Annotated in this window: 21 protein-coding genes, 1 tRNA gene and 1 other RNA gene; 5 read left to right on the top strand and 18 right to left on the bottom strand. The window is 70.5% G+C overall.

Going from position 1 to position 24,237, the window contains the following annotated elements; all coding sequences use genetic code 11:
• Nucleotides 1-555 precede the first annotated feature (555 nt).
• Both ACFHWT_RS13050 and ACFHWT_RS13045 read right to left on the bottom strand, forming a co-directional pair.
• Nucleotides 556-628: transfer RNA gene (locus tag ACFHWT_RS13050), tRNA-Ala, on the bottom strand.
• A 90-nt stretch (nucleotides 629-718) separates the two neighbouring features.
• Nucleotides 719-1,273 carry a YqgE/AlgH family protein gene (locus ACFHWT_RS13045; RefSeq protein ID WP_123605053.1) on the bottom strand — a complete coding sequence of 185 codons (555 nt, stop codon included), beginning with the start codon at nucleotides 1,271-1,273 and terminating at the stop codon, nucleotides 719-721.
• A 235-nt stretch (nucleotides 1,274-1,508) separates the two neighbouring features.
• On the opposite strand from ACFHWT_RS13045, the gene ACFHWT_RS13040 reads away from it, so the two are divergent.
• On the top strand, nucleotides 1,509-2,312 hold the full coding sequence (locus tag ACFHWT_RS13040; RefSeq protein ID WP_416594854.1) for an S-methyl-5'-thioadenosine phosphorylase: 804 nt from the start codon (nucleotides 1,509-1,511) through the stop codon (nucleotides 2,310-2,312).
• Here ACFHWT_RS13040 and ACFHWT_RS13035 read toward each other — a convergent pair.
• The 10 genes from ACFHWT_RS13035 to ACFHWT_RS12990 all read right to left on the bottom strand — a co-directional run bounded on the left by ACFHWT_RS13035 (nucleotide 2,274) and on the right by ACFHWT_RS12990 (nucleotide 11,024).
• The gene (locus tag ACFHWT_RS13035; protein WP_416594853.1) at nucleotides 2,274-2,534 is read right to left on the bottom strand and encodes a hypothetical protein; all 261 of its coding nucleotides are present in this window, start codon (nucleotides 2,532-2,534) and stop codon (nucleotides 2,274-2,276) included. The genes ACFHWT_RS13040 and ACFHWT_RS13035 overlap by 39 nt on opposite strands.
• 3 nt (nucleotides 2,535-2,537) lie before the next feature.
• Complete coding sequence (locus ACFHWT_RS13030; protein WP_416594852.1) at nucleotides 2,538-3,512, bottom strand: hypothetical protein; 975 nt, start codon at nucleotides 3,510-3,512, stop codon at nucleotides 2,538-2,540.
• A 144-nt stretch (nucleotides 3,513-3,656) separates the two neighbouring features.
• Nucleotides 3,657-4,030, bottom strand: a transfer-messenger RNA (tmRNA) gene (gene ssrA, locus ACFHWT_RS13025).
• A 124-nt stretch (nucleotides 4,031-4,154) separates the two neighbouring features.
• Nucleotides 4,155-4,631, bottom strand: coding sequence for an SsrA-binding protein SmpB (gene smpB, locus ACFHWT_RS13020; protein ID WP_416594851.1), 477 nt, complete (start codon nucleotides 4,629-4,631; stop codon nucleotides 4,155-4,157).
• A 152-nt stretch (nucleotides 4,632-4,783) separates the two neighbouring features.
• Nucleotides 4,784-5,659 (bottom strand): permease-like cell division protein FtsX, encoded by an 876-nt coding sequence (ftsX, locus tag ACFHWT_RS13015; protein ID WP_278173990.1) that lies wholly within the window; start codon nucleotides 5,657-5,659, stop codon nucleotides 4,784-4,786.
• Between the two features lie 96 nt (nucleotides 5,660-5,755).
• Entirely contained in the window at nucleotides 5,756-6,436 is a 681-nt protein-coding gene (ftsE, locus tag ACFHWT_RS13010) for a cell division ATP-binding protein FtsE (RefSeq protein WP_278173989.1), read from the bottom strand.
• A gap of 219 nt (nucleotides 6,437-6,655) precedes the next feature.
• The gene (prfB, locus tag ACFHWT_RS13005) at nucleotides 6,656-7,771 is read right to left on the bottom strand and encodes a peptide chain release factor 2 (RefSeq protein WP_282233698.1); all 1,116 of its coding nucleotides are present in this window, start codon (nucleotides 7,769-7,771) and stop codon (nucleotides 6,656-6,658) included.
• A 45-nt stretch (nucleotides 7,772-7,816) separates the two neighbouring features.
• Entirely contained in the window at nucleotides 7,817-8,332 is a 516-nt protein-coding gene (locus ACFHWT_RS13000) for a PadR family transcriptional regulator (protein ID WP_123603708.1), read from the bottom strand.
• A 220-nt stretch (nucleotides 8,333-8,552) separates the two neighbouring features.
• Nucleotides 8,553-9,887 carry a serine/threonine protein kinase gene (locus tag ACFHWT_RS12995; RefSeq protein WP_416594850.1) on the bottom strand — a complete coding sequence of 445 codons (1,335 nt, stop codon included), beginning with the start codon at nucleotides 9,885-9,887 and terminating at the stop codon, nucleotides 8,553-8,555.
• A 111-nt stretch (nucleotides 9,888-9,998) separates the two neighbouring features.
• Complete coding sequence (locus ACFHWT_RS12990; protein WP_416594849.1) at nucleotides 9,999-11,024, bottom strand: hypothetical protein; 1,026 nt, start codon at nucleotides 11,022-11,024, stop codon at nucleotides 9,999-10,001.
• Between the two features lie 183 nt (nucleotides 11,025-11,207).
• Between ACFHWT_RS12990 and pruA the strand changes: the two genes are divergently transcribed.
• Nucleotides 11,208-12,836 (top strand): L-glutamate gamma-semialdehyde dehydrogenase, encoded by a 1,629-nt coding sequence (gene pruA / locus ACFHWT_RS12985; protein WP_416594848.1) that lies wholly within the window; start codon nucleotides 11,208-11,210, stop codon nucleotides 12,834-12,836.
• Nucleotides 12,837-12,879: 43 nt separating this feature from the next.
• Here the strand turns inward: pruA and ACFHWT_RS12980 are convergent, their stop codons facing one another.
• Entirely contained in the window at nucleotides 12,880-13,380 is a 501-nt protein-coding gene (locus ACFHWT_RS12980) for a DUF6912 family protein (protein ID WP_282233694.1), read from the bottom strand.
• Between the two features lie 107 nt (nucleotides 13,381-13,487).
• Here ACFHWT_RS12980 and ACFHWT_RS12975 point away from each other — a divergent pair, with 107 nt between their 5' ends.
• The gene (locus ACFHWT_RS12975) at nucleotides 13,488-13,715 is read left to right on the top strand and encodes a helix-turn-helix transcriptional regulator (RefSeq protein ID WP_281551696.1); all 228 of its coding nucleotides are present in this window, start codon (nucleotides 13,488-13,490) and stop codon (nucleotides 13,713-13,715) included.
• A 122-nt stretch (nucleotides 13,716-13,837) separates the two neighbouring features.
• Complete coding sequence (locus ACFHWT_RS12970; protein ID WP_416594847.1) at nucleotides 13,838-14,497, top strand: Rv3235 family protein; 660 nt, start codon at nucleotides 13,838-13,840, stop codon at nucleotides 14,495-14,497.
• A 34-nt stretch (nucleotides 14,498-14,531) separates the two neighbouring features.
• Here the strand turns inward: ACFHWT_RS12970 and secA are convergent, their stop codons facing one another.
• Nucleotides 14,532-17,498, bottom strand: a complete 2,967-nt coding sequence (gene secA, locus ACFHWT_RS12965) for a preprotein translocase subunit SecA (RefSeq protein WP_416594846.1) — start codon at nucleotides 17,496-17,498, stop codon at nucleotides 14,532-14,534.
• 172 nt (nucleotides 17,499-17,670) lie between these two features.
• Between secA and ACFHWT_RS12960 the strand changes: the two genes are divergently transcribed.
• Entirely contained in the window at nucleotides 17,671-18,798 is a 1,128-nt protein-coding gene (locus tag ACFHWT_RS12960; RefSeq protein WP_416594845.1) for a GNAT family N-acetyltransferase, read from the top strand.
• 135 nt (nucleotides 18,799-18,933) lie between these two features.
• Here the strand turns inward: ACFHWT_RS12960 and hpf are convergent, their stop codons facing one another.
• The 4 genes from hpf to mtrB form a co-directional block, all read right to left on the bottom strand.
• A complete protein-coding gene (gene hpf, locus ACFHWT_RS12955; RefSeq protein ID WP_416594844.1) occupies nucleotides 18,934-19,629 on the bottom strand; it encodes a ribosome hibernation-promoting factor, HPF/YfiA family in 696 nt (231 codons plus the stop codon).
• 270 nt (nucleotides 19,630-19,899) lie between these two features.
• Nucleotides 19,900-20,616: a ComF family protein gene (locus ACFHWT_RS12950; protein WP_416594843.1), complete on the bottom strand. Its 717-nt coding sequence runs from the start codon at nucleotides 20,614-20,616 to the stop codon at nucleotides 19,900-19,902.
• A 9-nt stretch (nucleotides 20,617-20,625) separates the two neighbouring features.
• Entirely contained in the window at nucleotides 20,626-22,452 is a 1,827-nt protein-coding gene (locus tag ACFHWT_RS12945; protein ID WP_416594842.1) for an LpqB family beta-propeller domain-containing protein, read from the bottom strand.
• On the bottom strand, nucleotides 22,449-24,155 hold the full coding sequence (gene mtrB, locus ACFHWT_RS12940; RefSeq protein WP_416594864.1) for an MtrAB system histidine kinase MtrB: 1,707 nt from the start codon (nucleotides 24,153-24,155) through the stop codon (nucleotides 22,449-22,451). Before mtrB ends, ACFHWT_RS12945 begins: the two co-directional genes overlap by 4 nt.
• Nucleotides 24,156-24,237 lie beyond the last annotated feature (82 nt).

The raw sequence follows: 24,237 nt of genomic DNA, 5'->3' as shown, positions 1-24,237 counted from the left end.
CGTGGCCGCCAGCGGGGACAAATGCCGGCCGCCTACGGGGAGATCAGAAAGACCGTTGACAGTGCAGGTCAGCGACGCGGAGGAGGCCGGTAGTCGGGAGAGGTGCGGCTCCCGGTAAGACAAGCAATCAACCAAGAAAGATGCCCCTCCCGGGAGCCTCGTTGCTGTCTCACCCTGCCTCTTGCAACGGTCGACGAGCGTCCGAGCCTCGGGTCCAGCCTCGATCTGTGCGACTTTCACCCCAGCCAGCACACCCCAGCCGCACCGCACGCGGCCGGGCATCGAGTGAGCAGGCCAGCACACCGATTGCCGCATCTGACGGTACGGGCCGGCACCGGGTACCACACTGTTTTTGCGCCCCACATTCCGCCCCGGCAGCCCCTGGGCAGCCGAAGCAGTAGAAAGATTCCTGGTCAGAGGCCGTTCCTGACGAAGTCTCAACACCGATCATCGAACTGCAGTGTGGGGCGCTGTGTGACCACGGCTGTGACCACGAGATCACGAAAAATCGGCACCAGTCGATGACTGACGCCGATTGACCTGCATGAACACGGGTGGAGCCGAGGGGACTCGAACCCCTGACCCCCACACTGCCAGTGTGGTGCGCTACCAGCTGCGCCACGGCCCCCGGTCGGCCCGGATCTCCCGGGCACCCGGCAATACTACACACGCCGCCCCGCGCGGTCATCTCGCGGGGTCGGCTCGGCGACGCGCGGGGTCAGTTCATCGAGACGTCGGCCGGGAAGTGGGCCACCGCAGCCATCATGCCGCGCTGGCGGCGCAGCACCATCGGCCACAGATCGTCCGGGCGGGCCATGAACGGATCGTCCGGCAGGCCCTCCAGCACGAACCAGGAGCCGGCGTTGATCTCCTCCTCCAGCTGCCCGGCCGACCAGCCCGAGTAGCCGGCGAAGACCCGGATCCCGGAGATCGACTCGGCGAGCGGCCCCGGGTCGGTCGACAGGTCGACGGTGCCGAGCGGGCCGGCGATTCGGTGGAAACCCTTCACCCGGCCGGTCTGGGTGCGGGTACGGGCCAGGCAGATCGCCGACTCTGGCTGCACCGGGCCGCCCTCGAACAGCACCGACGGCTCCCGGGCGAGACTGCTCCAGCCGCCCAGCACCTCGGCGACCGGCACCTCGGTGGCCCGGTTCAGCACCACCCCGAGCGCTCCCCCGGCCTCGTGGGCGACCAGCAGCACGACCGTACGGTCGAAGTTGGGATCCTTGAGCGTTGGCGTCGCGACCAGCAGTTGGCCGGTCATCGACGCCATCGACCGTCCCCCGATCCGCTGACCTTCACCGTGCACCTCGACCTCCCGTACCTGCCCACGCGGCGCAGTCACGACCCCCACGGTCCGCGCGGACGGCGCGGCGACGATCCGCCACGGGTGCTGTGAAAGCCATGCCTGGCACCATAGCTTGCTCGACAGCGCCCGGTTAAGGTCTAACCGCGCGGGCGTGGCACGGGCGTTTCCGGCCACCCTGCCCGAAACCGGGAGGGACCTGATGCAGGCGCAGGCAGAGCTGGCGGTGATCGGCGGATCCGGGCTGTACGCGTTGCTGGACAACGCGACGGAGCACCGGGTGCCGACGCCGTACGGTGAACCGTCCGATCCGATCACCGTCGCCGACGTCGGCGGGCGGCGGGTCGCGTTCCTGCCCCGACACGGCCGTGACCACCGGCATCCGCCGCACCGCATCCCGTACCGGGCCAACCTGTGGGCGTTGCGTTCGCTCGGCGTACGTCAGGTGCTGGCGCCGTGCGCGGTCGGCGGGCTGCGCCCGGAGCTCGGCCCGGGCACCTTCGTCGTGCCCGACCAGCTGATCGACCGGACCAGCGGACGGGTGCAGACCTTCTACGACCAGGGTGCGGTGCACGTCAGCTTCGCCGACCCGTACTGCCCGACCGGGCGGTCGGTGCTGCTGCGGGTCGGCGCCGAGCAGGGCCTGCAGCCACGCGACGGCGGTGCGGTGGTGGTGGTCGAGGGGCCACGGTTCTCCACCCGGGCGGAGTCCAGGTGGTTCACCGCGATCGGCGGCGCGGTGGTCAACATGACCGGCCACCCGGAGGCCGTCCTCGCCCGGGAGCTGGCGCTGTGCTACACGTCGATCGCCCTGGTGACCGATCTGGACGTGGGTGTCGAGGGTGGGCACGCGGTCACCCAGGAAGAGGTGTTCCGGGTGTTCGGCGAGAACACCGCCCGGCTGCGCGCGCTGCTGCTGGCCGCGCTGGCGACCTGGCCGATGGATCGGGACTGCCCGTGCCCGCGGTCACTCGACGGCATCACCCTGCCCGTCGAGCTGCCCTGACGGTGCCAGCACCACCACCGCAGCGCTGATCCCGGCGACGTCGAGGCACATCCGGATCCGGTTGCCGGTCGCCGCGTCACCGGCCAGGATCACCGCCTCCCCGGCGGGCAGGTTCCAGGCTCCGGCCGGTTGGCGTTGCCCGGGCAGGCCCCGGTCGAGCAGTTGGGACATGGTCACGGCGGTGTCGTCCGGTTCCTGACCCGGGCCGTACGGCTGCGGCATGGCTCAGCCGACCGCGATGACGTGCAGTGGGCGACCGGTGAGCGCGTCGAGCACCGTACGGGCCCCGAGCGCCTCGTCGAGGGTCACGGTGACCGGATGGAACAGCAGTTGGTCGGTGCACTCCTGCGCGGTGCGGGTCACACCGCCGGCGACCACCACGGCGTCCGCGTACTCCTGCACGAACGGGGTGATGTCGCTGTCGCAGGCGCCGACGCCGAGCCGGTACGCCAGGTCGGTCCCGTCGACGCCGGTGAGGTTCTGCGCGGTGACGAACGTGGTCATCCCGGCCGGCTCGGGCACCTGCGGTTCTGGGGCCGGTACGGCGGCCGATTCGTCGACGGCGACCCGGGCGACCGGACCGTCGAGTTCGGCGACGTCGAACAGCCAGGCCGGCACCTGCGCCGTGCCCCGGCTGGTCAGCAAATCGACGGTGCCGAGCGTGGCAGCGGTGACGGTCAGCGCCTGGCAGCCGAGCTCACCGGAGTTGGTGACACTGTCGTCCGGGCCGGGTGTGCCGGCCAGGTCGGTGGCGCTGCCGGTCGGGTCGGGGCCGGGCCGGGCCTCGTCGCACTGCGGCGGGTCGCCCTGCCGTAGCTGCGCGTACGCGTCGGCGGCGCTGACCAGCGGTACTCTCAGCGTCCCGTCGGGGAAGTCGACGGTGCCGTCGGCGGGTGTCTCGGTGGGTACGGTCAGCTCGGTCCGGTACCACCCGGCGTGGAACGCCTGTTCGGTCTCCGGGGTGAATCCGGGCTCGGCGGGGAGCACGGTGGGGCTCTGCAGTGGCGCGTAGCCGGCCAGCCACTCCGGCCGTCCGCTTGCGGTGCGCCACGCCTCGGCGACCTCGTCGGCGCGCTGCTGGAAGCTCTCCCAGCGTTCGTCGGCGGAGCCTCCTGGACCGCCGGGTGCGGTCCCGTCGGTCGGCGCGCAACCTGCGATCAGGATCAGTGGTATGCCCAACAGGGCGGTGAAACGGCGCATGTCGGGTCAGACGCACCAGGTTGGCAGCGGGTTCCCGGACCAACTAGGCGATTGACTACACATAGTGAAGTCGGCCGTGCAACGCAGCCGGCCCACGTGCAACGCAGCCGGCCCACCGCCTGGTGGCGGTGGGCCGGCTGTTGTCCGTGGAGGTGCCGGGAATCGAACCCGGGTCCTTCGGCGTCTTGCCAGGGCTTCTCCGAGCGCAGCTCGCTGTGCCTCTACTCGGCCCCATCGATCACGCGAGCGAGTCGATGTGACGGGCCCAGTCGCGTTTGATCTCGCCGCACGAACCCCGCGACCGGGTTCGCTAGGCCAGCCCTCTCACTGATGCCGGTTACTGGGCCGAAGGCAGTCCCAGACCGACAGACTTGCTACTCGCCTCAGGCGGCGAGAGCGAAGTCAGCGCGCTTAGAGTTGGCGCTTATTGGTTTCCGACGACCGATTCACGAGACGACGTCGGCTTCCTCGGCTCGCTTCCCCTGCCGCAACGTACGAAGTCGAAACCAGTCACCCCCTGGTGTGGCGGCGCGGCCCGGAGGTGGTCCGCGTCCGTACCGATCCTAACGCCTCCGGCCCCGGGCTTCATCCCGGTTACGGCCAGAAGGCTTGAGCCGACTACCGGCAGAAGGTGCGGCTCGGTCAGCTCATCCCCTTGCCGCGCCGGCCTACTGCCCGCTGGATCTCCCGGTCGGCGTCCCGCTTGGCCAGATCCTGTCGCTTGTCGTAGGACTTCTTGCCGCGCGCGAGGGCCAGCTCGACCTTGGCCCAGCCGTCGGAGAAGTACACCGAGATCGGGACCAGGGTCAACCCGCCCTCCCGCAGCTTGCCGAGCAGCCGGTCGATCTCAGTGCGGTGCAGCAGCAGCTTGCGGGTCCGGCGGGGCTCGTGGTTGGTCCAGGTGCCCTGGTCGTATTCCGGGATGTGCATGCCGTACAGGAAGATCTCGCCCTGCCGCTCCTGAGCGAATGCGTCGACCAACGAGGCCCGGCCGGACCGCAGCGACTTGACCTCGGTGCCGGTCAGCGCCATGCCGGCCTCGTACACGTCGGTGATGGCGTAGTCGTGCCGGGCCTTACGGTTCGAGGCGACGACCTTGCGCCCTTTTTCCCGCGGCATGGCTGCCTCCTCTGCGGACCCGGGCGCTGCTGCGCAGACGCGGCGCCGACGGACAACCGCGCCATGGTACCGCGCGACGACGCGCCGACCGGTACCGGTTTTCCGGTACCGGTCGGCGCGCGGCGGCAGATGGAATCGGATCGGATCAAGCGTCAGACCCGCAGGTAGAAGCGCAGCGTCACCCAGGCGGTGATCGCGCTGACCAGGCCACCGACGCCGGCCATCACCGGGAACATCAGCAGTACGCTGCTCCACTCGATCGGGGTCAGCAGCTCGGTGAGATCGCGCAGCGAGCCGTCGAGCAGGAACATCTTGCCCAGCACCAGGGCACCGAAGCCGAGCAGCGAGCCGAACAGGCCGGCGACGACGGCTTCGAGTACGAACGGGGCCTGGATGAACCAGTTGGACGCGCCGACCAGCCGCATCACGGCGACCTCGCGCCGCTTGCTGTACGCCGCGACCTGGATCGTGTTGCCGACCAGCAGCAACGCCGCCACCGCCATGATCGACGCGGCGATCAGCGCCATGCTCTGCACCGAGCCGAGGATGTTGAAGATCTTGTCGAGCAGCCGGCGCTGGTCGACGATCTCGTCGATGCCCTCGGTGCCGTTGTACTTGTCGAAGATTGCCTGGTATTCCTCCGGATCAACCAGCTTGATCCGGAACGACTCGGGCAGTTGGTCCGGCTCGACCGCGTTGACCAGATCCGGAGCGTCAGCGTAGAGCGTCTGGAAACGGTTGTACGCCTCCTCCTTGGACTCGTACGTGACGTTGGAGATCAACGGGTCGGCGTCGAGCGAGCTCTGCAGGCTGTCGCGTTGCTCGTCGGAGACGTCGGACACCAGGAAGATCGAGACCTCGATCTGGTCGTAGTAGAAATCCTTCATCGAGTTGACCTGCAGGTACATCAGGCCACTCGCGCCCAGCATGGTGAGCGACACCGCCATGGTGATGATCATGGCGACGGTCATCGTCACGTTGCGCCACAGCCCGACCATCACCTCGGACAGGACGTATTTCGCGCGCATCGGGTTCCTCTTCCGGATCTGCCGCTGGATGGTGGTACTAGGCCGCCACGTGCCGGTGCCGGCCGACACAGGCCCCGGTGGAGCCGTGGTGGCTGGTTAGCCGTAGACGCCGCGAGCCTGGTCGCGGACGATCCGGCCGGCCTCGATCTCGATGACCCGCCGCCGCATCTGGTTGACGATGTTCGAGTCGTGAGTGACCATCACGACCGTGGTACCGGTGCGGTTGATCCGGTCCAGCAGCCGCATGATCTCGATCGAGGTATCCGGGTCGAGGTTTCCGGTCGGCTCGTCGGCGAGCAGCACCAGCGGCCGGTTGACGAACGCCCGGGCCACCGCGACGCGCTGCTGCTCGCCACCGGAGAGTTCGTGCGGGTAGCGGTGCTCCTTGCCGCCCAGGCCGACGAGCTCCAGCACCTCCGGGACGACCCGCCGGGCGACCGCCTTGGTCTTGCCGATCACCTCGAGGGCGAAGGCGACGTTCTCGTACGCGGTGCGGTTGGGCAGCAGCCGGAAGTCCTGGAACACGCAGCCGATGGAGCGCCGGAAGTTGGGGATCTTCCAGGAGCGCATGGTCGTGACGTCCTTGCTGTTGACGATGACCTTGCCCTTGTTGGGGGTCACCTCGTGCAGCAGCAGCTTGATGATCGTGGACTTGCCGGAGCCGGACGGACCGATGAAGAAGACGAACTCGCCCTTCTCGATCGCGACCGACACGTTGTCCAGCGAGGGCCGGGACGCCTTCGGGTACGTCTTCGTCACTTGCTCGAGCGCAATCACGGGTGGTGAGTCTACGCGGTGTAACGGCTACGCCAAGTCCAGCCTGATGGCGGATGTCTCCTATGTCGGTAATGCGCGAGGTTTCGTACCAGCAAATCCCCGCGAAACCCAGGAAATCAGCCGTCCGGACCGGACCGACACCACCCGAAATGATGGGCTCAGTCACAGGCCGTACATGAGACTCGAATACGAATAGTAGTCAGGCAACTGCTGCCGGTATCAGTCCTCGGCGAGTTCCTGTTGCTTGCGCCAGCGGATGCCAGCCTCGATGAAGGCGTCCAGGTCGCCGTCGAGCACGGCGGTCGGGTTGCCGGTCTCCTGCTCGGTCCGCAGATCCTTCACCATCTGGTACGGGTGCAGCACGTACGACCGCATCTGGTCGCCCCACGAGCCGGCGGCGTCGGTCTTGAGTCCGGCCATCTTGGCCTGCTCCTCCTGCCGCTTGCGCTCCAGCAGCCGGGCCTGCAGCACGCGCAGCGCGGCGGCCTTGTTCTGCAGCTGGGACTTCTCGTTCTGGCAGGTGACCACGATGCCGGTAGGGATGTGGGTGAGCCGTACGGCGGAGTCGGTGGTGTTCACGCTCTGCCCGCCCGGCCCCGACGACCGGTAGACGTCCACCCGGATCTCGTTCTCCGGGATGTCGATGTGGTCGGTCTGCTCGACCACCGGCAGCACCTCGACGCCGGCGAAGCTGGTCTGCCGCCGGCCCTGGTTGTCGAACGGGCTGATCCGCACCAAACGGTGCGTTCCGGACTCGACGCTGAGGGTGCCGAACGCGTACGGCGCCTTAACCGTGAAGGTGGCCGACTTGAGACCGGCCTCCTCCGCGTACGACGTCTCGTAGACCTCGGTGGGGTAGCCGTGCCGCTCCGCCCACCGCAGGTACATGCGCAGCAACATCTCGGCGAAGTCGGCGGCGTCGACGCCGCCGGCCCCGGCCCGGATCGCCACCAGCGCCTCCCGGGAGTCGTACTCCCCGGAGAGCAGCGTGCGCACCTCCAACTCCTCGATCGCCTTGTGCAACCCGGCCAGCTCGGTACCGACTTCGGCGACCGTGCCGGCGTCCTCCTCCGCCTGCGCCATCTCCAGCAGCAAGGCCGCGTCGTCCAGCCGGGTGCGCAACGACTCCAGCTTGGCGATCTCCGCGTTCGCGTACGACAGCCGGGAGGTGACCTGCTGTGCCCTCGCCTGGTCGTTCCAGAGGTCGGGGGCAGAGGCAGCCTCCTCCAGCTCCGCCCGGTCGCGGCGCAGTCGATCAATGTCGATGACCGCCTCGATCCGGCGAAGCGTGGCGTCAAGATCTTTTAGCTGGTCGGCATAGTCGGCAGTGGTCACAACCGACAACAATACGTCGTGACCACCGGCGACCGGCGCCGGTGGTCAGCCCACCGGCGCGGTCTTCAGCCAGGAGAGTGCGGCCTTGTGGTAGGCCACGGCGAACTCGAGCGCGGCGGCCCCGAAGGTGTCGCCGTTCTTCTTCGCCTCGCGTGCCTGCTCGCGGGCCGCGGCCAGCGCCTCGGTGTGGTGCTCGCTCGCGTCCGCGTAGACCGTCTTCAACTGGTCGGCCGTGTGGTGCTCGCCAAACGCCACCCGCAACGCGATCGGGTTACGGACCGAGTCGCGGCCCGGGGCGTCGGCCAACCACTTGAGGAATGCGCGCTTGCCGGCCGCGGTGATCGCGTACGGCTGGCTGGACCGCGGCCCGGGCTTGCCGAGCCGGACCAGGCCCTGCTCGGCGAGCACCGGTAGCTCCCGGTACACCTGGCTCCTGGTCATCGACCAGTAAGCGCCGAGTCGACGGTCAGCTTCAGCCATCAGCTGCCCGCCTGTCATGGGTCCTTCATGGAGCAGGCCGAGAAGGGCTGCCGCCGTGGGATTGATTCGTACATCCGCCATGCCCTCTACGCTGCCACTTTGTCGCCTCTACGTCCAGGATTTGGCGCGATCCGCGACCAACCGTGTTCTAAAGTGCACTGTCTGTGGACGACGGTCCGGTAAGGAAGATCAATATTTACCATCAGGCAGCAAAACGGACAAAGAATATGTTACCCGCAGCAACATGCCTCGGTGCAGGAATTTTTGGTGAAGTTTGAAGCATGAAGTTCACTTCGTCTGACTAGTTCGGAGTGTCCGGTCCGGCCACCCCGGACATCGGCCACTGTGGCACCGGGTCCCCGATCCGGAGCCCCAGCTCACCGGGCATATCCTCCGGAGAGCCTGGTAGCTGTCCCGGATCGGACGGTTGCGGCGTCCCGATGGCCACACCAGACCCAGCCGTCCCGCTCGAACCTACCTGGCCGGTGGGACCAACCGGGCTTCCCGACGCCGCCCCACCCTCCGGTTCCCCCGGGGACACCGACATCGGCGATGACTTCGCAGCCGGCGGCGCCGACGCACCGACCGGGCCGATCGGCCCGCTGAGCCGACCCGGCTGCGGACCGGTCCCCTGTCCGGCCGCCAGGGTGAGACCCGCCACCACCGCCGACAACGCGAGCCCCGCACCGGCCAACCCGCCGAACTGCAGCGCCCGGCGTCGTGGCCGCGCTCCCACCGCGGCCCCAGCGGTGGCCGGACCGTCCCGGGGCCACCAGGTGACCGCGTCCGCCGGCAACGCCGGCAACGCCGGCCAGCCGTCGAGCGCCGGCTCCAGACCACGTAGCCGGGCGACGAGCGACCGGGCGGTCGGCCGGTCCGCCGGTCGCGCTGCCAGGCACTGCTCGATCACCGGCCACACCGCCGGTGGCAGCCCCACCGGTGGTACGGGCACACACCGCCGGTGCCGGGCGAGGACCTCGTCGGCGCTCCCGCCCCGGTACGGCGTACGGCCGCAGAGCAACTCGAACAGCACGATGCCGAGCGCATAGACGTCCGACGACCAGGTCGGCGAACCGCCACAGGCGATCTCCGGCGCGGCGTACTCCGGGGTGGCCAGGGTGGCCCGGTCCGGCGCCGCCGCATGCCCGGCCCGGGCGGCGCCGAAGTCGATCAGCCGCACCCGGCCCCCGTCCGCCGGTGCCAGCAGGTTCGCCGGCTTGACGTCGCCGTGCGCGATGTCACGTTCGTGCAGGTACGACAGAGCAGTGGCGACCTGTGCGGCGACGGCGACCGCGACAGCCGGTGGCAGCGGACCGTCCCGGCGGACCCGGTGGCGCAGGTCGTCGCCGTCGACCAGGTCCAGAACCAGGGCGGGCAGGTCGCCCACGGCGGTCCGGGCCCGGAGCCGGATCACGTTCGGATGGTCCAGCCGGGACAGCAGAGCGGCCTCGGTGTGGAAGCCCTCCACCAGATCAGGATGCTCGGCGGCCTCCGACCGGAGCACCTTCACCGCCACCGGCACGTCGTCGTGCAGATCGTGCCCGCGGTGCACCGCGCCGACCGCCCCACGGGAGAACTGTGCCCCCAGCCGGTACCGCCCATCGAGCGCCTGTCGCGTGCCGTCCTGCCCGTCCACTCGCTCGACGGTAGGTGCGCGGCCGAGGAGCGACGGTCGCCAAACTGACGCTTGGCACGAACCTGGGAGGGATCCGCGTCACTGTGACGGAAAGTTGTCCGACCGGCTACGTCAGCGGGTGCCGGCCGAGCCCACCGCCGGCTCGGAATCCGCAGCCGGCTCGGAGTCCGCAACCGGATCCGGATCCGGCCGGCCGGGCAACGTCCGGCCGAGGCAGATCAACCCGGTGAACGCCGCGGTGAACAGGACGATCAACGCCGAGTTGATCCGGGCACCGTCGGCCATGGTCTGGAAGGCCTGGTCGCTCTCGCTGAACGACCGGGCCAGATCGAGCAGTTGGGCACCGCCGACCCGGGTGACCACCTCGGCGATCACCAACAGCAGGCCGGGACCGGCCCCGGCGACCAGGTATCCCGGCCAGGGCAGCGACCGGCCGGACCGGCGTACCGCCCGGTGCAGGTAGCCGAAGGTCACCAGCCCGGCGAGGGCACCGGCCAACAGTGCGGTGACCCAGACCAGTCGGGACTGCGCGGCCAGCACGGACCCGGCGGTGTCGGCGGCTCCGAACAGGTCCAGCAGCGGCCCCTTGGCCAACTCCCGGGCGGTCGTCGTGCCGGCGACCGCCAGCGCGCCGGCGGCGGCCGCTGCCGTCAGCAGGCCGGCACGGCGGTGCAGACCCGTCAACGCACCGCCGACCGTGGCACCGGCGAACAGCGCCCAGCCGAGGATCTGGACGGCCGACCCGCCGCGGCCGTCGCCGTACACCACGGCGGCGGCGGCACCGACGCCGGTCGACGCTCCGCAGCCGACGGCGACGAGCAGTCTCGGCACCGCCGCCGCGCCCAGCCACCGGTGCGCCAGCCGGCGGACCGCCTGGCCGACACCCGCTCCGGCGATCAGCGCCGCGAAGATCACCGCCGGGAGCCCGTACGCGGTCTCGGTCACCGCGAGCACCCCGTCGGTGGACGACCCCAGGGTGCTCAACACGGAGACGATCAGCAGGGTCACCCAGGCGAGGCTGAGCAGGCCGAGAACGACTGCCGCGCCGACCGAGCCGTCCGGGCCCACCCCGGCGTCGCCGACCGGGCGGTCCGGGCCCACCTCGGCGTCGGGGGCGACTGCGGGTTGGCTGGTCATCGCTGGTGCCCTCCTGGTCGTCGGCGTGCTGTCGTCCGGTGCCGACCAGCGTACGCGGATCGGCGTGCGGGTCGGCCGGGCGTGCGACGATGGGACCCGGACCGCGTCGCCGTGGCCGCCCCACCGGGTGCCCCGACGGGTCCGTCTTCGCCGACGTTGTCGAGATCACGCCAGGAGCCTGTGATGGACGCCGTTCCCGCCACCCCCGACCCCCGCAACGAACCGATCCGCGACTACGCGCCGGGCAGCGCCGAGCGGGCCGACCTGAGCCGCCGGCTCACCGAGTTGTCGGCCGACCGGATCGAGCTGCCGATGACGATCGGCGGCCGGCAGCGGATGGCGGCGGGCGCGCCGATCGAGGTGGTGATTCCGCACCGGCACCGGCACGTCCTCGGGGTGACCGGTAACGCCGAGCCGGCCGACGCCGAGGCCGCGGTGGCGGCGGCGAAGCAGGCCGCACCGGGCTGGCGCAACCTGCCGTACGCCGAACGGGCCGCGGTCTTCCTGCGCGCCGCCGACCTGCTGGCCGGCCCGTGGCGGGACACGGTGAACGCGGCCACCATGCTCGGTCAGTCCAAGACCGCGTACCAGGCGGAGATCGACTCGGCCTGCGAGCTGATCGACTTCCTACGGTTCAACGTGCACTTCGGCCATCAGGTGCTGGCCGAGCAGCCCCGGTCCGCGCCGGGGGTGTGGAACCGGTTCGACCACCGCCCGTTGGAGGGCTTCGTCTACGCGGTCACCCCGTTCAACTTCACCGCGATCGCCGGCAACCTGCCGTCCGCGCCGGCGCTGATGGGCAACACGGTGGTCTGGAAGCCGTCCCCGACGCAGCAGTTCGCCGCCCACTTCACGATGCGGCTGTTCGAGGCCGCCGGGCTGCCGCCGGGGGTGATCAACCTGGTCACCGGGGACGGGCTGGCGGTGTCCGAGGTGGCGCTGGCCGACCGGGACCTGGCCGGCATCCACTTCACCGGCTCCACCCGGGTGTTCCAGCAGCTGTGGCGGACCGTCGGGGAGAACATCGGCCGGTACCGCTCGTACCCCCGGCTGGTCGGCGAGACCGGCGGCAAGGACTTCATCGTGGCGCATCCCAGCGCCGACCCGGCGGCACTGCACACCGCCCTGGTCCGGGGCGCGTACGAGTACCAGGGACAGAAGTGCTCGGCGGCGTCCCGGGCGTACCTGCCGAAGTCGCTGTGGACGGCCGGGCTGCGGGACCGGCTGGTCGCGACGGTCGAGTCACTGCCCTACGGCGACGTGACCGACTTCACCAACTTCGGCGGCGCGGTGATCGACGACCGGGCGTTCGCCCGGCACACGGCCGTGCTGGACCGGGTCCGCAACGACCCGTCGTGTCAGGTGCTGGCCGGCGGCACGGTCGACGACAGCGTCGGCTGGTTCGTCCGGCCCACCCTGTTGACCTGCACCGATCCCGGGCACGAGGTGTTCAGCACCGAGTACTTCGGCCCGATCCTGGCGGTGTCGGTCTACGATGACGACCAGTTCTGGGACGTGGTGGCCCAGGCCGAGGAGATCGCTCCGTACGCGTTGACCGGGTCGGTGTTCGCGACCGACCGGCGGGTGATCGACCGGGCCGGTGCCATGCTGCGGTACGCGGCCGGCAACTTCTACGTCAACGACAAGCCGACCGGGGCGGTCGTCGGGCAGCAGCCGTTCGGCGGCGCCCGGGGCAGCGGCACCAACGACAAGGCCGGGTCGAAGCACAACCTGCTGCGCTGGACGTCGCCGCGCACGATCAAGGAGACGTTCGTGCCGCCGGTCGACCACCGCTACCCGCACATGGGCTGAGCCGGTACCCGCACATGGGCTGTGACCGGGCCGGCTGGCCCGGTCACAGCAGCGTCTCCAGCTCGGACACGTCGTACCACTCCAGTTCGTGGTCCTCGGCACCGTCCACGACGAACTGGGCGTCGGGGTCACCGGCGGCGGCCTGCGACACGGCAGCCACCGCCGCCGACACGTCGTCAACCGCCTCGTCGCCGTCGACGTGCACCGCGGCGACCGAGGCGAAGGCGATCGGGCCGGCCAGCGTCACGGTGCTGGAGCCGAGCTCGGCGACAGACCGTTTCAGCGCGTCCGCCGGCAGGTCGACGGCGATCACCACCCGGCGGCGCGGGGCGGCCGGATCGTCGCGCAGGTGGCGCAGTGACTCCTGGGCGGCACGGGTGAACGCGACGTACTCCAGTTCCTCTTCGTCACCCTCGACGTACCACTCCCGCAGTGCGGGGGTCACCGTGTGCGCGACGTCGGCGGCGAGCTGGCCGGTGTCGCGGAGCCCGGCGAGCGCCGGCAGGGTGGCCGGGACGTAGACCCGGAGCAGGTTGTCGGACACGCTCGCCCCCACAGATGTCGTCGCTGATGCAATGTACGCCGCCGAGCGGCCCAGCGGGGCCACGGTGGCACACTGAACCGACCGACGTAGACGAGCCGGGAGTCACCGTGGAGCCGAGGTTCCTGCAGTTGTCCGACGTCGCCGCCGAACTCAACGTATCCGACTCGCAGGTCTATCACATGGTTCGCAGTGGCGAGTTGCCCGCGATCAAGATCGGCGGACGCGGACAGTGGCGGGTGGAACGCGCCCAGCTGGAGGAGTACATCCAGCGCAAGTACGCCGAGACGGCGCAGTGGGTGCAGAGCAACCCGCTGATCGAGCGCGAGCCCGAGTAGTCCGGCGACTACTGGTTGTCCGAACACCGTCATCGACAGACGTTGACGGAGGGTGTCATGCTGGCTTCAAATTGGTCTGCCGAAAGCAAACGAAGGCAAACGCAAGATCAACAGGAGCTCGGATGACTGTCGCGACCCGGATCCGACGTCCCCCCGTCCGACTGCGACCCGCCCCGCCGCTGGACCCGCCGTTCACCGACGAACCGGCTCAGTTCGACCTGCGTCCCGGTCCTCATCCCGGCGTACAGCTGGCACTCGACCTGGCCGGGGCGACACCCGGCGCGGTGGTCGCCGACCGGCCGGCGACAGCCGACGGCCAACCGGTCAACGGGTCAGCCGGTGGCCGCAGAAAAGGGCTGCCGCCGGACGCGCTCGCCGGCGCGTCACCGGAGGCCCGCCGGGCCGCGCACCGGTTCCTGGCCGCGAGCCTGGAGATCATCAACGGGTTCCGCCCCGCTGGCCACATCCGCCGGCTCGCCGACCCGGCACAGTCGCTCGCGGTCGGCGCCCAGCTGGCCATCGCCGTCGACCGGGCCCGGAGACCGGACGACCCGGGGCGGGCCCGACGCGGGCCGGCATCGCCGCAGCCGACGCCGGTCGTCCGGGGTGGGCGGCGCCCCGTCGAGCTGCTCCGGGTCCGTCAGCTGCGAGTCTGCGAGCCGGTCAGCGGCGTCGCGGAGGCGGTCGCGGTACTCGGCACCGACGAACGCAGCTGGGCGCTCGCCTTCCGGCTGGAACGCCGGCCGACCGGCTGGTTGAGCACCACGGTCGACGTCGTGTGACCGGGCAACCCGCCGGGGTCAGGTACCGCCGGGATCAGGCCCCGGGAGCGCCGTGGCAGCGCTTGTACTTCTTGCCGGACCCGCACGGGCAGGGCGCGTTGCGCGACGGCCCGTTGCTGCTGACGGCCTGGCCGGGCGCGGCTCGACGGCCAGCCGCCGCCGGCACCGGCGGACCGGCCTCCGGTCGGCTGGCGGCGGGCGGACGGCCCCGACCGCCCTGGCCCGGACGCTGGCCCTGGCTCTGGCCGCCCTGGCTCGGACGCCCGGCCGGCGGGCCGCCGACACCCAACGCCGGTGCCTGCTGCACCTGCACCCCGCCGTCGGCACCGGCGGCGCCGTCGATGGTGGGCGAGACGTACTGCAGGCCCTGCGGACGCGGTGCCGCGCCGAGGCCCTTGGCGCTCACCTGGACCCCACCGTCGGGCACCGGAATTCGGGTTCCGGGCCGCTCCCCCGCCGGCGCGCCGGCACCGTCAGCCGGGGCCCCCGGCTGCTGCACCTGCACCTCGACGTTGAACAGGAAGCCGACCGTCTCCTCCTTGATGCCGTCCATCATGGTGGCGAACATCGCGTAGCCCTCGCGCTGGTACTCGACCAGCGGGTCACGCTGGGCGTAGGCCCGCAGGCTGATGCCCTCCTTGAGATAGTCCATCTCGTAGAGGTGCTCACGCCACTTACGGTCGATCACCTGCAGCAGGACCATCCGCTCCAGCTGCCGCAACGCGTCGGTGCCGAGCTCCTCCTCGCGGCGCTGGTACGCCGCGTGGGCGTCCTCCAGCACCTGCGCCCGGAGGAAGTCGGCGTCCACCGCGCTCCGTTCGCCGCCGGCCTCCTCGATCAGCTCGTCGACGGTGATCCCCACCGGGTAGAGCTGCTTGAGGCTGGACCAGAGCTGGTCGAAGTCCCAGTCCTCGGCGTAGCCCTCGACCGTCGCCCCGTCGACGTACGCGCCGACCACGTCGTCGATCATCTTGGTGACCTGGTCGTGCAGGTCCTCGCCGTTGAGCACCCGCAGCCGTTCGGCGTAGACCACCTGGCGCTGCTTGTTGAGCACCTCGTCGTACTTGAGGACGTTCTTGCGGGTCTCGGCGTTCTGGCCCTCGATCTGCGCCTGGGCGTTCTTGATCTGCCGGGTCACCATCTTGGACTCGATCGGCACGTCCTCGGGGATGTTGAAGCGCTCCATCACCGCTTCGACCGCCCCGGCCCGGAACCGCCGCATCAACTCGTCCTGCAGCGACAGGTAGAACCGCGACTCGCCCGGGTCGCCCTGTCGGCCGGACCGGCCGCGCAGCTGGTTGTCGATCCGGCGCGACTCGTGCCGTTCGGTGCCGAGCACGTAGAGGCCGCCGACCGCGGAGACCTCCTCGGCCTCGGCCGCGCAGGCCTGCTTGACCTGCGGCATGATGTCTTCCAGCGCCTTGGCGTACTCCTCGGCGTGCTCGACCGGGTCGAGCCCACGCTGGCGCAGCTGGGCCGCGGCGAGGTAGTCCGGGTTGCCGCCGAGCAGGATGTCCGTGCCACGGCCGGCCATGTTGGTCGCCACGGTGACCGCGCCCTTACGGCCGGCCTGCGCGATGATCTCGGCTTCCTTGGCGTGGAACTTCGCGTTGAGCACCGCGTGCGGGATGCCCCGGCGGCGCAGCAGCTGGGAGAGGATCTCCGAGTTCTCCACCGACACCGTGCCGACCAGCACCGGCTGACCCACCGCGTGCCGCTCGGCGATGTCCTCGACGGCGGCGTTGAACTTGGCCTTCTCCGTCTTGTAGATGACGTCCGCCCGGTCCATCCGGACCATTTCCCGGTGGGTCGGGATGGTCACCACGCCGACGTCGTAGACCTTGTTGAACTCGCCGGCCTCGGTCTGCGCCGTACCGGTCATCCCGGCCAGCTTGCTGTAGAGCCGGAAGTAGTTCTGCAGGGTGATGGTGGCGAGGGTCTGGTTCTCCTGCTTGATCTCGACGCCTTCCTTGGCCTCGATCGCCTGGTGCATGCCCTCGTTGTAGCGGCGGCCGTGCAGGATCCGGCCGGTGAACTCGTCGACGATCAGGACCTCGCCGTCGTTGACGATGTAGTCCTTGTCCCGCTTGTAGAGCTCCTTGGCCTTGATGGCGTTGTTCAGGTAGCCGACCAACGGGGTGTTCACCGACTCGTACAGGTTGTCGATGCCCAGCCGGTCCTCGACCTTGGCGACACCCCGCTCGGTCACCGCGACGGTGCGCTTGGCGTAGTCGATCTCGTAGTCGCCCTCGCCGTCCTTGCCGGCCTGCATCCGCTTGACCACGGCGGCGAACTCGCCGTACCAGCGGGCGGAATGTTCGGCCGGGCCGGAGATGATCAGCGGTGTCCGCGCCTCGTCGATCAGGATCGAGTCGACCTCGTCGACGATGGCGAAGTTGTGCCCGCGCTGCACCAGGTCGTCCTTTGACCAGGCCATGTTGTCGCGCAGGTAGTCGAAGCCGAACTCGTTGTTGGTGCCGTAGGTGATGTCCGCCTGGTACGCGGCCCGGTGGTCGGCCGACGGCCGGTTGGGCAGGATCACGCCGACGGTGAGCCCGAGGAACTCGTGCACCCGGCCCATCCAGGCGGCGTCCCGCTCGGCCAGGTAGTCGTTGACGGTGACGATGTGCACACCTTTGCCGGACAACGCGTTGAGGTACGCCGGCAGTACCGAGGTGAGCGTCTTACCCTCACCGGTCTTCATCTCGGCGATGTTGCCGAAGTGCAGCGCCGCACCGCCCATGATCTGCACGTCGTAGTGCCGCTGGCCGAGCACCCGGGCGGCGGCCTCCCGGGCGGTGGCGAACGCCTCTGGGAGGAGGTCGTCGAGGGACTCGCCGTCGGCGTACCGCTGGCGGTACTGGTCGGTCAGCTCCCGCAGCTCCGCGTCGGTGAGGTCGACGTAGTCGTCCTCGATCGAGTTGACGGCCGTGGCGACCGCCTTGAGCCGACGCAACATGCGGCCCTCGCCGGCGCGGAGGACCTTCTCAAGAATCGACACGGATCAACGCTCCCCTAGACGGTGTGCCTCACCATCGTAGGCGCATCAATCGGTACGGCGGCAGTCGCAGCCCGCATCCAGCACCGGATATTCCGACATAACGGACCATGTCGACGAGGTCCGCCCGGCATATGCGTTATGCCCTGCGCGAAAGCTGCGTCAGGATGGGCCGGTGGAACCCGTCGAACTCACCGAGGGCGGCGTCCGGCTTCGGATGTTTCTGCCCGACGACGCCCCTGCGGTCGCCGAGGCCTGCGGCGATCCGACCACCCAGCGGTTCATCCCCGACCTGCCCCGGCCATACACGATCGTCGACGCACGGCGCTGGATCACCAAGGGGTCCACCGCCGCCTGGGCCGGCGGCGGCGCGGCCTGGGCGATCGCCGACCCGGGCAGCGACGAACTGCTCGGCTGCGTCGGGCTCAGCCGGGCGGTACCCGAGCGGGCCCAGATCGAGGTCGGCTACTGGGTCACGCCGCGGGCCCGGGGCAAAGGAGCGGCCACCGCAGCCGCCATCGCCGCCACCGGCCACGCGATACGCTCCGGGTTCGGCCGGGTCGAGCTGCTCACCGACGCGGCCAACGCGGTAAGCCAGCGGGTGGCGCTGGCCGCCGGGTTCAGCTACGAGGGGGTACGCCGAGGCGCCGCCAGCCAGCCCGGCCGAGGGCCGACCGCCGACCGGGAGGACCTGGTGGTCTGGACCCGCCTGGCCGGCGACCCACCGGGCCCGACCCCACGCACCCTGCCGGACCTGCCCGGCGACGGGTTGACCGACGGGGTGGTCCGGCTGCGTCCGCTCGGCCCGGCCGACGCCGACTTCGCATATCACCTGGAGTCGCTGCCCGACGTCGCCGCGACCTCGGTCCCACCGGTGGTGCCGACCCGCGCCCTGATCGAGGCGCAGTGCACCAGGGCACCGGGCAGGTGGCTGGCCGGCCAGCGGATCGACGTGGTCATCTGCGACGCGGCCAGCGGTACGCCGGCCGGGCGGATCGGGCTCAGCTATCTGAGTCCGGAGCTCGGCGAGGCGATGATCGGCTATTCGCTGCTGCCCCAGTGGCGCGGGCGCGGCTACACCGCCCGGGCGGTACGGCTGCTCGCTCGGTGGATCTTCGCCAACACGGCCATCGCCCGGTTGGCCGCCGGTGCGCTGCCCAGCAACGTCGCGTCCCAGCGGGTCCTGGAGCGGGCCGGCTTCCAGTACGAAGGGCGGAACCGGGCTCTGTTGCCCGGCGCGGACGGCAGCCGCCACGACAGCGTCCAGTACTCGCTGCTACCGGCCGACCTCGGCCACGGGTGAAACGCCGACGCCGGTGGCTACCGGCGCCGGTTCGATACCCCGCTACCGGTCGAATACCGCCGACGGCCACCGTTTGGCGGCGATAGCCGGCGGTATCCGACCGGTCGACCACGAATTGTCGAAGCGGCGGTCGGTTCAGGCGGTGACGGTCGGTTCAGCCAGCGCGATGACGCCGTAGTCGTAGCCCTTGCGGCGGTAGACCACGCTCGGCCGGCCGGACTCCTTGTCCAGGAACAGATAGAAGTCGTGCCCGACCAGTTCCATCTGGAACAGCGCGTCGTCGACCGTCATCGGATCGCCCGGGTGCTCCTTCTCCCGGACGATGTGCCAGGGCTGGTCGTCGTACTCGTCGGCGACGTCGTCGTATCCATCGTCGGTGAGATCCTGCGCGGCGCGGTCGAGTACCGCGACCGACGTCGTCGGCTCTGCGGTCGGCTGGGACGGTGGCAACGGAGCGAAGCCGTTCAGCCCGGCGGTGGGCAGCCCGGAGGTCGCCTCGGCCACCGATACCGGCGCGTGCCGGCCACGGTGCACCCGGCGCCGGTCAGCGGCCCGGCGCAGCCGGGTGTCCAGCTTGCTGATAGCGGCGTCGAGGGCACTGTAGAAATCCTTGGCGCATGCTTCCGCCCGGATCACCGGCCCGCGCGAGACGCAGGTGAGTTCGACCCGCTGGCAGTGGTCCGACTGACGGGGATTGCGCTCGTGAAACAACTCGACGTCGACGCGCATCAGCTTGTGGTCGTACCGTTCGACCTTGGCCAACTTCTCGGCTACATGGGCTCGGTAGTGGTCGGGGACCTCTACGTTGCGGCCTTTCACCACGATCTCCACGCGTGACCTCCCTGGAACGATCTCAACGATCGGTGTCGCTGCGAAAGAATGTGGGACCGGTCAGCGGACCAAGAGTGGTCGGCGTCAACCGGCCGGGTAGCGGAATACACCTCCCTCCGGGACACCTCAGGTGGTTGTTCAACCACCGGCCATACCCCTGATGCGCCTACGCTAACCCGCCGACGGCGGCGCGTCATCAGTTCGACAGAGACCGGTGCGCGAAGATTCCCAGATCACGAACAAACCCCGACAAAGGACCCCAGCAACTGGCTACCGTAAGTGACGGCGTCGCGTCGCTGCGAGCACCACGGCGGCGTACGCCGGCAGTCCCTGCGCGACAAGCAGCCGGTGCACGGCGGCCAATGTCGCACCGGTGGTGACGATGTCGTCCACCACGATCACCCGCAGTCGCGGATCAGCCCGCAGCGAGATGTCAAGTCCGACCCGCCGGGGCCGAAACGCCGTCCGGGCGGACGCCAGCCGCGCCGCGCTGTCCAACCCGGCCGAGTCCGGACGGGTCCGGGCCCGCAGCGGCCGCGCCACCGCGACCCGCCGGCCGTCGACCCGCAACCGGGCCGCCGCGTACCGGGTCAGCCGGGCGAGATGATCACCGTGCCGGGCCCGCGCCGCCGCAGCGGTGCTCGGCACCGGGACCAGCAGCACCGGCCGGTCCGCACCGGTGCCGACCGCGGCGGCGACCGCGTCGCCGAGCAGCCGGCCCAGCGGCCGACCCAGCCCGTGCCGGCCCCGTTCCTTGTACGCCAGCAGCAACTCCCGCAGCGCCCCCGCGTACTCACCCAACGCCACGCAGGGCGGCAGGTCCGGCGGGGCCGGCTCGGGGCGTACCGGCCGGGGACGCAGTCGCTGCACCTCGTCGGCGCACCGGCCACACACACCGAACCGCAGCCGGCCGCCGGTGCGGCGGCAACCGGCGCACTCCACCGGCAGCACCAGGTCGGCCAGCGCCGACCAGACGTCGCCCACCACCGCCGCAGGTCAGTACAGGAAGAACGGGGCGGTCGGATTGGTGGTGGGGTTCTCCGGCTCCTCGGTGCCGCTCGGCTCCACCCCTTCGATCTCCTCCGGCCGGATCTGCTCGCTCGGCTCGAACAGGTCGTACGGCACACCGTTCGCGACGTACATCCGGGCGCCGACCGTGCCGCCACCGACCGGGTTGGCCGGATAGCCGGCCAGGTGGGTCACGCTCGCCCCGCCGAGGTCCCGCAGCGAACTGGTCTCGATCGCGCCGTCCACTGTCACGTCGTACAGGCTGACTCGCCCGTCAGGGTTCGTGCCGGCTGCCACCAGCAGCGTCTCGGCCACCCAGTCGACCTGGGTCAGGTCGGACAGCGAGGTCGGCACCCGACGGGGTGGCAGCACCTCGACCTTGCCGCCCCGGCTCAGCGCGGCCACGTACAGCCGGCCGTCGACCACCAGCGCGATCCGGTGACCGTCCGGGGCCGCACCGACCGACTGCACCTCGCCGGTCACCCCGGGCAGCGTGACCTGCTCGACCGCACCGCTGCCGACCCGGAACGAGAACAGCCCGCCGTCCGCGACAACGAGACCCGCGTCACCTGGTGCCTTGAGCCAGACCGGCCGGCCGATGTCGTCGAAGGTCCGGGTGCTGGCGTCGAAGCTGGTGCCGGCCCCGGTCGCCGCGCCGACGATCAGCCGCTGGGCACCGCCGTCGGCCACCGCGAGGGCCGCGTACGTGCCACCACCGGCCTGAGTGAAACCAGCGGTGACCACGTTCTGGTTGACCTCCTCGGTGAGCACCGGGATCGGCTCGCCGGAGCGCGCCGAGCTGCGCAATCGGTGCACCCGGCCCTGGTAGACGGTGAACCGTTCGGGCGTCTCGGGCAGCGCCTGGGTGCCGTTCATCGCCAGCAGGTCGGCGCCCGGGTAGACCTTCGGACTCTGCCCCTGGATGGTCAACTCCAGGTCGTTGTCGAACTCCGGCCACAGCGACCACATCAGCTGGGCCGCCAATCGGTCGAGTTCGCGTTCGTCGGCGAACGGGGTCGCGTCGGCGATCAACGTCACCTTCAGCCGGTCCCCGGTATCGGGCACGTTGCCACCCGAGCGGATACCGCTCGGCAGCGCCTGCACCGCCGAGGCGAGCCAGTTCGACGGCCCGCTGATCAGCATTTCCAGCAGGACGGTGCGCTGGCGCTCCAACGGCACCGCCACCGGCAGGTAGCGCAGATCCGGCACCAGCGCCCGCTGGCTGGTGTCCCAGAAGTAGATGGTGCGCTGCAGGTAGAACGTGTTCAACGCGTCCACGCTGAGCAGCAGCGCCGCCGGCGGGTTGAGAACGAACTTGCCCGTCTCACCGGCGACCGACCCGACCTGGAAGGTGTACTCGGTGAACTCCGGCTCCTGGGCGGGCAGCGGCTCCAACGCCCCGTTCGGCCGCAGCAGGCCGAGCTGTTGGACGTCGAGCGCCACCTCCTCCACCCCGGCCTCGGCCCGGGTGATCTGCGGACGTTCCCGCAGTCGGACCACGGTCAGCGCGACCTCGGGGTTGGGGTCGCGGATGTCCGCGCGGTCCTGCGGCGCGACGTACTCGCGTACCTGTTCCACGGCCCGTTCCGCCTCCACGGCGGCGGCCTGCAGGAAGTTGACGACGAACGCCTCGGTGTTGTTGCGTTCGTCGAGCCGCGACGCCGGCGTCTGGGCCCCGCCGCCACCGGTCGGCAGGCCGGGTGCCGGACCCTGCCCGTCGACCCGCACGTCGGTGTTCTCCGGAATGCCGCACCCGGCGAGCAGCATCGCGGCGAGTACCGGCAGCAGCGCCAGTCGACGCCACCGGCGGGTCACGGTGCCGCTCCGGTCGCGGCCACGCCACTGGCCCGGTCGCCGGACCCGGTGCTCTGCTCCGGGAGGACCACCATCGTGCCGACCGGTTCGGCGGCCGCCGCTGCCGGCTGCGTCGACTGCGTCGGTGCCCGCCACGGCTCGTCCGGATCGGCGCCGTCAGATCCGCCGTCAGATCCGCCGGACGGCGGCCGGCGGTCCTCCGGTACCAGCCGCAACGGTGACGAGGTGAGCCGGTCACCGGCCCGGGCCGGCAGGGTGAGCCGGAACTGGGCACCCTCGCCGGGCGCACCCCACGCTTCCAGCCAGCCGCCGTGCAGCCGGGCGTCCTCCACACTGATCGACAGGCCGAGACCGGTCCCACCGGTCTGCCGGGCACGGGACGGATCCGCCCGCCAGAAACGGTTGAACACCAACTTGTCCTCCCCGGCACGCAGGCCAACCCCATGATCACGTACGGTCACCGCGACCGCCGCGTCATCGACGCCGAGAGTGACCACCACCGGCCGGCCCTCGCCGTGCTCGACGGCGTTGCCGACCAAATTGCGCAGCACCCGCTCGACCCGACGGGGATCCACCTCGGCGATCACCGCCGTCGCGGGCAGTCGCAGCTCGATCCGCACGCCGAGCCGGGCGGCCAGCCCGTCGAGCCGGTCGGCGACCCGGCGGACCACCGACACCAGATCGGTCGGCTCGGCGTCCAGTACCGCGAACCCGGCATCGAACCGGCTGATCTCCAGCAGGTCGGTAAGCAGGCTCTCGAACCGGTCCAGCTCGGTCTGCAGCAGCTCGGCGCTGCGGGCCGCCGCCGGGTCGAAGCCGTCCCGCTCGGCGAAGAGCAGATCGGCGGCCATCCGTACGGTGGTCAGCGGGGTACGCAGCTCGTGCGACACGTCGGAGGTGAACCGACGCTGCAGCCGGGACATCTCCTCCAGCCGGGTGATCTGCCGCTGCAGGTTGGTCGCCATCTGGTTGAACGAGGCGGCCAGCATTGCCAGGTCGTCCTCGCCGTCGACCACCATCCGTTGGTCCAGCAGCCCGGCGGAGAGCCGCTGCGCGGTGCGCGCGGCCACCCGTACCGGCGTGACGACCAGTCTGGTCACCAGCGCGGCCAGCAGGCCGAGCAGCATCACCAGCGCCAGTCCGGTGATGAGCACGGTCGCCCGGATCTGGTTGGCGGCCTGGTCCTGGGTGGTCAGCGGCACCAGGTAGTAGAGCTCGACCTGACCGAACTTGGTCGGCACCGGGGAGCCGTAGACCAGGTACTTGAGCCGCCCTTCGCCGAGGTCACCGGTGCGAATCTGATGCGCCTGGGCACCGGAGCCGACGTGCCGGGCCAGCTCGTCGCTGATCATGCCGGACGCGTCCACCGCCGGTGAGGTCGCCGACTGGATCAGTGGGTAGCTGCTCGCCGCCATCACCACGACCACCCCACCCACCTGGTCGGGATCGCCGCCGGCCAGGGTGCTGACGGTCAGCTCGAAGGTCACCCGGACCTGCGGGTCGAAGTACTGCGGATGCACGCTCATCTGCTCGGCGGCGTAGTCCCGCCCGTGGGTCAGCCGCCGCTGCACGTCTTCCCGGGCCCGGTCCAGCAGAATGTTGGTGCTCTGCGACGCCACCATGTACGCGAACCCGCCGACCAGCAGGCCGGACGCGACCAGGGTGATGGTCACCACCCGCAACTGCAGGGACCTGCGCCACATCCGCTGGGCTCCGCTGGTCACCGGCCGAGTCCGGGCCAGCAGCAGGTCCCGCGCCGGGCGCAGTGCGCCACTGACACGGGAG

The organism is Micromonospora sp. LOL_021 (assembly GCF_048060215.1).
Taxonomy (GTDB): domain Bacteria; phylum Actinomycetota; class Actinomycetes; order Mycobacteriales; family Micromonosporaceae; genus Micromonospora_E.
The sequence above is the reverse complement of the archived record's forward strand: the minus strand, read 5'-3'. Positions and strand labels throughout refer to the sequence as shown.